The organism is uncultured Gemmiger sp. (assembly GCF_934561205.1).
GTDB lineage: Bacteria > Bacillota > Clostridia > Oscillospirales > Ruminococcaceae > Gemmiger.
This window is the reverse complement of record NZ_CAKTFU010000004.1, coordinates 186,415-194,511: the sequence shown is the minus strand read 5'-3', so window position 1 is coordinate 194,511 and position 8,097 is coordinate 186,415. Positions and strand designations below refer to the sequence as shown.

The window sequence follows — 8,097 nt, the reverse complement described above, 5'->3', positions numbered from 1 at the left end:
ATGCGCCCCAACTATCTGGCGACCATCAACGATCTGGACTCTCCTGTGGAAAAAACCGCCGACAAGACGATGAAAATCACCTACACACTGCGCAAGGGGGAATAAGATGCAGCAAGGAATTTTTGCAGGCCGCACGGCCGTGCGCTACCCTTACGGCCGCTACGGCTACACCCGCGGCGGGGGCAAACGCTGGCACGGCGGGCTGGACGTGGTGGGGCTGGACGATGCGACCATCCGTATGCCGTTTTACGGCGGCAAGACGATACGCGGCACGGTGGTGCGCGCCCGCTGCGTGCAGAATAAGCGCGATGCAACGTGGGAATGGGGCTGGTACGTCTGCATAAAGCTGGATGCGAATCAGACGCCCGACGCCGTGAATTACCTGTACTTTTGTCACTGCGAGCGCCTGTTGGTACGGGCGGGGCAGCGTGTGCAAAGCGGCGATGCCCTAGGGATTATGGGCAACACCGGCAACGCGGCGGGCGGCTATAAGCACTGCCATCTGGAGGTGCGCGCCGCCGCCGCGGGCACAGGGCTTGACCCCACGGCCTACGCGGGCGTACCCAACGCCGTGGGCGAGTACGGCAGCATCAAAGAAGACAAGCCTGCCGATGATACGAGCCAAAGCAGGCTGCAAGTCATCACAATCGGCCCGGTCAGCCAGGGGGATGCCGACGCGGTGCTGGCAGTGTGCAGGGAACGCGGCCTGACAGACGCCGGGCTGTACAAGAGCGAGTGGGCTTGATGCCCAGGAGGTAAAACATGAAAGACGACAACATTTTTCTATGGGTAAAAGCGGTCATTGCAGCCGCCTGCGGTGCGTTTACGGCGGCATTCGGCTGGCTTGGCTGGCTGGTGGTGGCCTGGGCCGCCTGCATGGTGCTGGACTGGCTCTCCGGCAGCGCGGCCGCTGCCAGCAGGGGAGAGTGGTCCAGCGCCGTGGCCCGCGCAGGCATCTGGCACAAGGCCGGCATGCTGGTCGTGGTCATCGTAGCTGCGCTGACCGATGCGGTGCTTAGCATTGCGGTTGCCAATCTCCCCGGTCTGGGCATTACGTACCAAAGTCTGATCTTGCCGGTGGTGCTGGCGTGGTATATTTTTACCGAGCTTGGGAGCATTGCCGAGAACGCTGCCCGCATGGGTGCCGATGTCCCCGAGGGGCTGCTGAAACTGCTGGCCGCGGGGAAGAAGGCTGCGGAGCGGCAGGGGAAGGATGACGAGGAATAAGAGATGCGGCGGGCTACCCAATGGGCGGCCCGCCGGTTTTTGTTAATTGCTTTTTCTAAATTGTCCGAAAAGCACATGTCGTAAACGCGTCGTATATTGCCGCATTTTATCGTCACTACGTTGTATTATTCGTGTTCAAGTCCTGTTGGTCGCACCACATAATTCAGCCCCCTTCTGCGCATACTGAGTGCGGGAGGGGGCTTTTGTTATGCTTTGGGCTAAATTTGCACGGCCGATGGCAGTCGGGCTGGCGGCGCTCACCCTGCTGGGCGGGGCGATATTTTGGGGGACAGCTGCCGCCTTGCCGGACACCTTTTATGTATCGGCGGGAGAGAGCCTGACCGTGGCATCCCTGCCGTGGGTAAAGGCAGGGGAGCCCCACGCTGCGGTCGCCCCCGCCGAGGCCGCCCGCGCGGACAAAAGCCGCAACGTTACGCTGACCGTTCTGGGTGTGCCCGTAAAGACCGTGCGCACCGTGACCGCCGAGCCGCGCCGTGTATGCGTATGCGGCACGCCGTTTGGCGTCAAAATGTTTTCGGACGGGGCGTTGGTGGTGGCGTTTTCTGACCGATACAACGGCTTTGGCGGGCAGAACCCTGCCAAACAGGCGGGCCTGCAATTGGGGGACTGGATCGTATCGGTGGGTGGATATACCATACGCAGCAACGAAGACGTATCGTCAGCGCTGCAATCCGGCGGCGGCAAACCTCTGCGCCTTGTCTACCGACGCGGCGGGCAGGAGCACACTTCCAGTTTGACCCCTGTTTTGGACACGGGCTCAGGGCAGTACCGCGCGGGGGTCTGGGTGCGGGATTCCGGTGCAGGCATCGGCACGCTGACCTTTATCGACCCCGAAACCTCCGCATTTGCGGGGCTGGGACATGCGGTCAGCGACACCGACACCGGAGAAAATCTATCGTTCCTTGCCGGTGAGATCGTTCCCGTCACCGTCACAGGCTGCCGCCGCGGCGAAGTCGGCAGCCCCGGCGAGCTGCGCGGCGAATTTATGCCCCGCAGCATCGGCACCATACAAAGCAACTCTGTCTGCGGCGTATATGGCCGTTACACCGACAATTTCAGCTCTTTCAGCATCTTGCCCACGGCGCATATACAGGCCGTGCACACCGGTGCGGCCGAGATTTTGACCACCGTCAGCGGCAGCAGCCCCCAGCGGTATGCCGCTGTTATTGAGCGCATCAACCTGACCTGCGCGGAGCCAAACCGCAACCTTCTGCTGCGCATCACCGATCCGACGCTGCTGGATTCCTGCGGCGGCATTGTACAGGGTATGAGTGGCAGCCCGATTTTGCAGGACGGCGCGTTGGTAGGAGCTGTGACCCACGTTTTTGTGAACGACCCCACGCGTGGCTATGGTATTCTGATTGAAAATATGCTGTCGGAGATGCCCTGAACCACGCAAACGGTCTGTTTTGCCAAGCCATTTTCCAATTTGCGCTCCGTGTCGTCGATACGGGGCGCTTTTTATTATCCGTAAAGGAAGGGGAATTCTTCGATCCTTACATGTGTTTATAACGTTTTATCGTGTTTAATTTTACACAGTAAAAGCATGGCGTCGTTTTTTGTCGAACGAAAATTGCGTAAATGCAGAAAAAGATGAAGAATTTCTATTGCATGTTTTACCATTTTATGGTAATATTCCCATTGTAGACGAAATCAACGGATGCGCACCGTCCGCAGCCACCTGCCCGATGCCCGCCCCGTGATATGTATGGAGGAGTTTTACGATGGAAAAGATCAAGTTTGTTATGACGGATACCGGTGCCCAGGTCTCGGAGCTTTGCCGCCAAGCGCTGGAGGATAAGGGCGTTGCCGTGACCGTGTGCGAGAAAAACGGCACCAAGGCTCTGGAAACTTTGCTGAATGTACATCCCAACGCCGTTTTGCTGGATGCCTTTATGCCCGATTTGGACGCCATCACCGTAAAGCAGCGCTACGAGGCGCAGAACACCAGCAACGTGCACACCTCGTTTTTTGTGACGGGTGCTTTCCAGAGTGAGGAGATTGAGCAGGAACTGCTGGATAACGGTTTCTCTTTCTTTTTTGTCAAGCCCTTTGATGAAAGCGTGCTGGTAAACCGTGTGCTGAAATCTGCCGGCAACACGGCGCGCCCGCAGGCCGTATCGCTGGATTCCGACGAACTGACCGTGACCGAGATTTTGCACCAGATCGGCGTTCCCGCGCACATCAAGGGCTACCAGTTTCTGCGCGATGCCATTTTGCTGACCACCGCCGACCACGGCTATATCAACGCCGTGACCAAGCGCCTGTACCCTGAGATTGCCAAGCGCAACGCGACCACGGCCAGCCGGGTAGAGCGCGCCATCCGCCACGCCATCGAGGTCGCCTGGGATCGCGGCGATGTGGACACCCTGAACAGCTATTTCGGCTACACCATCCACAGCCTGCGCGGCAAGCCCACCAACTCGGAATTTATCGCCATGATCAGCGACAAGATTCGGTTGGATAAAAAAAGGCGAGCCTAAGCAGCAAGCGTGGTGCTGCGCGGTCAGGATATGCGCCCTACATCACTACTCGAAGAAACTTATTCGACAAGCTGAAAGAAATTGTTGTCTTTAATTGTTCACGGGAAGATATCCTTAATGGTAAAACAGAATGATGTAGACATTGATGACATTGATGAGGATCAGGCCGATGAGAAAGATGGGGTTGTCGTCTTTTTTACGCACGAGAATGACCTCCTTAGATAACAATTCTATTTGATTTTCGGAGTGGTGCAAGCGATTTTAGCGGGCGTTGCGCCGGAAATACCCGTCACGCAGCTTGATTTCGGTATCAAGACCACAAAGTTCCATAGCGTACTGCCAGTTGAAGTCGATGCCCATATCCTGAATATCCTGCTTGATGAGTTGATAACAGGCTTCGCACCGCGACACATTGTTTTTGACCTGATACGAGGCGATCTGAACACCACGGCGGTTGTGACCGGTGCGCAGCATATCCAGATAGACATCGTATACTTCCTGCTGTTTTTGAAACTGTATGGGCGTGGGACAGAGCTTGTCCACGGCTTTATCGATCTGCTTTTCGGTAAAAGTCCAGACAGGGTAGGCGGCGGCACCCAGAATGAGATAGATCGGCAAACCGATGAGAAGGACAAGGCCGGTAGCAATTAAAAGATTTGCAAACATAATATTTTTCCTTCCTGTTAAATAGTGGTTTGTGTTCACTTTGTATCTGGGACTAATTTACCTATGAAGCATTTTTACCACCTTCTCGAATGTTTATGTACTGCGTAAGTCTTTGGATTTCTTTTCTGTAATTTCAGTATACACCCTCGCATGTCCTATAATTTGTACTTCCAAATATTTTTTGATTTTTCTGCCGCATACTTCAGCAGTAGTTCATTTATCCGCCTCACCCCACGGTGCGGCGGATTTTTTCTGTTTGCACAAAAAAATCCTGCCAAATTTAGTAGATTTTTTTGTCACAACCCTGTATAATGTTATGTAAACATTAGTAAAAGGGGGTAGTGTACCCTATGACCGCTTCTGTATTTCCGTCCGTCACTGCCGTTATCGTTGCGGCGGGGGCCTCGCGCCGCATGGGGTTTGACAAGCTCAGTTTTCGATTACCCTGCGGCAGCACCGTTTTGCAGGCAAGCTGCGCCGCCTTTGCTGCCCACGACGCCGTTACCGAGCTGGTGCTGGTAGCAGGGCAGAATCTTGCCGACTGCCAGGCTATTGCCGAAAGCTGCCCCAAGCCCTGCACCGTGGTGCAGGGGGGCGCCACCCGCGCTGACAGCGTTAAAAACGGCCTGGCTGCCGCCCACGGCGAACTGGTAGCCATCCACGATGCCGCCCGCCCCTTTGTGAGCGCCGACCTTATCACAAAAGCCCTGCAGACCGCCGCCGAAAGCGGAGCCGCCGCACCGGCTGTGCCCGTCAAAGACACCATTAAAATCGCCAAGGACAGCCGTGTCGTTTCCACGCCCGACCGCAGCACCCTGTTTGCCGTGCAGACACCCCAGTGTTTTCGCACCGCTCTTTACCGGCAGGCATTAGCTTCCGTGGACGCCGCGACGGCAGCGCTTGTCACCGACGATTGCAGCCTGTTTGAACTCGCCGGTCTGCCGGTCACGCTGACCGAGGGCGACTACGCCAACCTGAAAATCACCACCCCTGAAGATTTACAAAAGGAGAAAACCATGCGCATTGGTCACGGATATGATGTTCACCGCTTAGTCGAGGATCGCAAGCTGATTTTGGGCGGTGTGGAGATTCCTTATGAAAAGGGCCTGCTGGGTCATTCCGACGCCGACGTTCTGCTGCACGCCGTCATGGACGCCGTGCTGGGCGCGGCAGCACTGGGCGATATCGGCAAGCATTTCCCTGATACCGACCCCGCCTACAAGGGTGCCGATTCTCTGGCGCTGACACGCGAGGTTGCCGCCATTTTGTCCCGCCACGGCTACAAGCTGGGCAATGTGGACGCCACGCTCATCTGCCAGGCCCCCAAGCTGGCGCCGCATATTCCCGCCATGCGCCAAAACATTGCCGATGCCTTCGGGGTCGATATTTCTGCTGTCAGCGTAAAGGCCACTACCGAGGAGCACCTGGGTTTTACCGGCGAGGGGCTGGGCATTGCCGCCCACGCTGTAGCCTTGATCGAGTGATTTCACAGCAGGGAAGGAGGACTGGGTTCCCATGCTGAAAAACGACATGATAAGCGCGATCCTTAGCAGCTTGCGCGCATTCAACCCTTTTTCTGACACAATAGACATTCTCATTATATCGTTTGTTTTTTACCAGCTTGTCCTGTTTGCACGGCGTTCCCGTGCCGGGCAGCTGGTCAAGGGCATCTTTTTGCTGGTGGTGTTTTACGGCTTAGCTGTCATGCTGCAGCTGCGCACCGTCACCTGGCTGTTGAACAATGTCATCACCATCGGCTTTATGGCCGCCGTGGTTATCTTTCAGCCGGAACTGCGCCGCACGCTGGAGCGCATGGGTCAAAGCGCCAGCTGGTCCAGCAAGCTGTTCGGTAGCTATCGACGCGCCGACCCCACCCTGCGCGGGGCATGGCAGAGCGCCGTCGTGGCTATCTGCGACGCTGCCGAGCAGCTTTCCGACACGCGCACCGGCGCACTTATGGTTTTGGAGCGCCGCAACAATCTGGATGAGATCATCCGCACCGGCACACCGATGCACGCCGATGTCATCCGCGAGATGCTGGGCACCATTTTCTATGAGGGCACACCCCTGCATGACGGCGCGGTAGTCATCCGCGACGGCGAAATTGTTGCCGCAGGCTGCGTGCTGCCGCTGTCCAACAACCTGGAAATGGGCAAGGACATGGGAACCCGCCACCGCGCGGGCCTTGGCATGAGCGAGAATTCCGATGCCATCGTTGTCATTGTCAGCGAGGAGACCGGTATTATCTCCCTGGCCAAGAACGGCGTGTTGATTCGCCGCCTGGACCGCCAGAACCTGTTCAACCTGCTGCAGGAAGAAGTCGTCCCGCCGGAGGAAACCTCCGACGAAAACGTACCGCTGCTGCAGCGCATCCTGCGCAAAGGAGGTATCGCATCCCATGCCGACACCCAATGAACCCCATAGCCGTTCCCTTTGGGACAACCGCTTTTTCTCGATGTTTCTGGCATTGCTTTTCGGCCTGGCGACCTGGATCGTGGTCACTGTCTACATTGACCCCCAGGGCAACGTGACCCGCGCCGACGTGCCCATCAACTATTCGTATTCTGCCTCCACCTACATCAACCAGGGGCTGGATATCGTGGAAAAGCCGGATATTTCCGGCGTGACCGTGCGGGTAGAGGGCAACATGACCACCATCGGCAGCATCACCGCGTCCGATATCATGGTTTACCCCAGCTATGCAAGCGTCAACGGCCCCGGCAAGGTCACCCTGCGTCTGCAGGCCAAGATCACCAATACAAGCGACTTTTCCGGCAACATCAAGTGTACGGTGGAATCTCCCACCAACATAGACGTCGTATTTGATGAGGTCAGCGAAAAGACCGTACCTGTCACGGTGGACACCTCCGGCATTGCCGTGGCAGAAAATTACATGCTCAACCGTACCGCCGCCGTTCCCGCCGAGGTCACACTGCGCGGCCCGACATCCGAGCTGGATCGCATCGCCGCCGTAGTGGCCCCCGTTGACGACGATACCCCGCTGGCCGATACCACCACGCTGCCCGCCAACCTGGAAATGCGGGACGAAAACGGTGCGGTCGTAACGCCTTTGTACACCACGATGGACAACGACTCTGCCAACGTTACCCTTACCATCTACCAGGTGCGCGAGCTGCCGTTGGCGGTCAATTTCATCGGCACACCCACGGGCTTTGACGTAAACAGCCTGAAATATTCCCTGAGCCAGCAGACGCTGCGTGTGGCCGGGTCTGCCCGCACCATCAGCGCACTGGACTCCCTGGCCGTGACCGATTTTGACCTGGCACAGGAATTTGAGATAGGCCGCGATTATCAGCGTCTTATCGAACTTCCTGCGGGTGTGGTTTCGCTGGACGGTGTATCCAACGTTACCCTGAGCTTTGACACCGACCATTTGACCTCCACCAAGCTGAATGTTTCCAACATTCGCGCCATCAACGTACCCAGCAACTACGAGCTGGAGATTTTGTCCAGCCTTGTCAGCGGCGTTGAGCTGTACGGCCCCGCCGAAGATATTGAAAATCTTTCGGCCGACAGCGTGGTGGCACAGATCGACTGCCAGAGCCTGAACCTGACCGCCGGGCAGCAGACTATCCCCGTAACGATCCAGATTCCCGCATCGTCCCGCATCTTTGCCACCGGCAGCTATACGGTGCAGTGCGAGATCACTGTTAAATAAGAGTTGAGGTACCCGAAAAGT

General features: G+C 57.0%; 8 protein-coding genes. 7 read left to right on the top strand and 1 reads right to left on the bottom strand.

Annotated elements, in window-relative coordinates; genetic code table 11:
- Positions 1-106 precede the first annotated feature (106 nt).
- The 4 genes from Q0I19_RS04250 to spo0A all read left to right on the top strand — a co-directional run bounded on the left by Q0I19_RS04250 (position 107) and on the right by spo0A (position 3,731).
- Positions 107-745 carry a M23 family metallopeptidase gene (locus tag Q0I19_RS04250; RefSeq protein ID WP_294758700.1) on the top strand — a complete coding sequence of 213 codons (639 nt, stop codon included), beginning with the start codon at positions 107-109 and terminating at the stop codon, positions 743-745.
- Between the two features lie 17 nt (positions 746-762).
- The gene (locus tag Q0I19_RS04245) at positions 763-1,227 is read left to right on the top strand and encodes a phage holin family protein (protein ID WP_294758702.1); all 465 of its coding nucleotides are present in this window, start codon (positions 763-765) and stop codon (positions 1,225-1,227) included.
- Between the two features lie 208 nt (positions 1,228-1,435).
- Positions 1,436-2,638, top strand: a complete 1,203-nt coding sequence (spoIVB, locus tag Q0I19_RS04240; RefSeq protein ID WP_294758705.1) for a SpoIVB peptidase — start codon at positions 1,436-1,438, stop codon at positions 2,636-2,638.
- 334 nt (positions 2,639-2,972) lie between these two features.
- Positions 2,973-3,731, top strand: a complete 759-nt coding sequence (gene spo0A / locus Q0I19_RS04235; protein ID WP_294758706.1) for a sporulation transcription factor Spo0A — start codon at positions 2,973-2,975, stop codon at positions 3,729-3,731.
- A gap of 261 nt (positions 3,732-3,992) precedes the next feature.
- On the opposite strand, the gene Q0I19_RS04230 is transcribed toward spo0A, so the two are convergent.
- Positions 3,993-4,397, bottom strand: coding sequence for a hypothetical protein (locus tag Q0I19_RS04230; protein WP_294758709.1), 405 nt, complete (start codon positions 4,395-4,397; stop codon positions 3,993-3,995).
- Between the two features lie 350 nt (positions 4,398-4,747).
- Here Q0I19_RS04230 and ispF point away from each other — a divergent pair, with 350 nt between their 5' ends.
- Genes ispF through Q0I19_RS04215 form a run of 3 tightly spaced genes read left to right on the top strand, consistent with a single transcriptional unit; the run spans position 4,748 to position 8,076 of the window.
- The gene (gene ispF / locus Q0I19_RS04225) at positions 4,748-5,881 is read left to right on the top strand and encodes a 2-C-methyl-D-erythritol 2,4-cyclodiphosphate synthase (RefSeq protein ID WP_294758711.1); all 1,134 of its coding nucleotides are present in this window, start codon (positions 4,748-4,750) and stop codon (positions 5,879-5,881) included.
- A gap of 31 nt (positions 5,882-5,912) precedes the next feature.
- On the top strand, positions 5,913-6,812 hold the full coding sequence (gene cdaA / locus Q0I19_RS04220) for a diadenylate cyclase CdaA (RefSeq protein WP_294758712.1): 900 nt from the start codon (positions 5,913-5,915) through the stop codon (positions 6,810-6,812).
- Positions 6,796-8,076, top strand: coding sequence for a CdaR family protein (locus Q0I19_RS04215; protein ID WP_294758714.1), 1,281 nt, complete (start codon positions 6,796-6,798; stop codon positions 8,074-8,076). Before cdaA ends, Q0I19_RS04215 begins: the two co-directional genes overlap by 17 nt.
- Positions 8,077-8,097: the final 21 nt, after the last annotated feature.

Excerpts from the sequence above, each read along its gene's own strand:
- Q0I19_RS04250 (WP_294758700.1), top strand. The coding sequence starts at position 107 with ATGCAGCAAGGAATTTTTGCAGGCCGCACGGCCGTGCGCTACCCTTAC.
- Q0I19_RS04245 (WP_294758702.1), top strand. The coding sequence starts at position 763 with ATGAAAGACGACAACATTTTTCTATGGGTAAAAGCGGTCATTGCAGCC.
- spoIVB (WP_294758705.1), top strand. The coding sequence starts at position 1,436 with ATGCTTTGGGCTAAATTTGCACGGCCGATGGCAGTCGGGCTGGCGGCG.
- spo0A (WP_294758706.1), top strand. The coding sequence starts at position 2,973 with ATGGAAAAGATCAAGTTTGTTATGACGGATACCGGTGCCCAGGTCTCG.
- Q0I19_RS04230 (WP_294758709.1), bottom strand. The coding sequence starts at position 4,397 with ATGTTTGCAAATCTTTTAATTGCTACCGGCCTTGTCCTTCTCATCGGT.
- ispF (WP_294758711.1), top strand. The coding sequence starts at position 4,748 with ATGACCGCTTCTGTATTTCCGTCCGTCACTGCCGTTATCGTTGCGGCG.
- cdaA (WP_294758712.1), top strand. The coding sequence starts at position 5,913 with ATGCTGAAAAACGACATGATAAGCGCGATCCTTAGCAGCTTGCGCGCA.
- Q0I19_RS04215 (WP_294758714.1), top strand. The coding sequence starts at position 6,796 with ATGCCGACACCCAATGAACCCCATAGCCGTTCCCTTTGGGACAACCGC.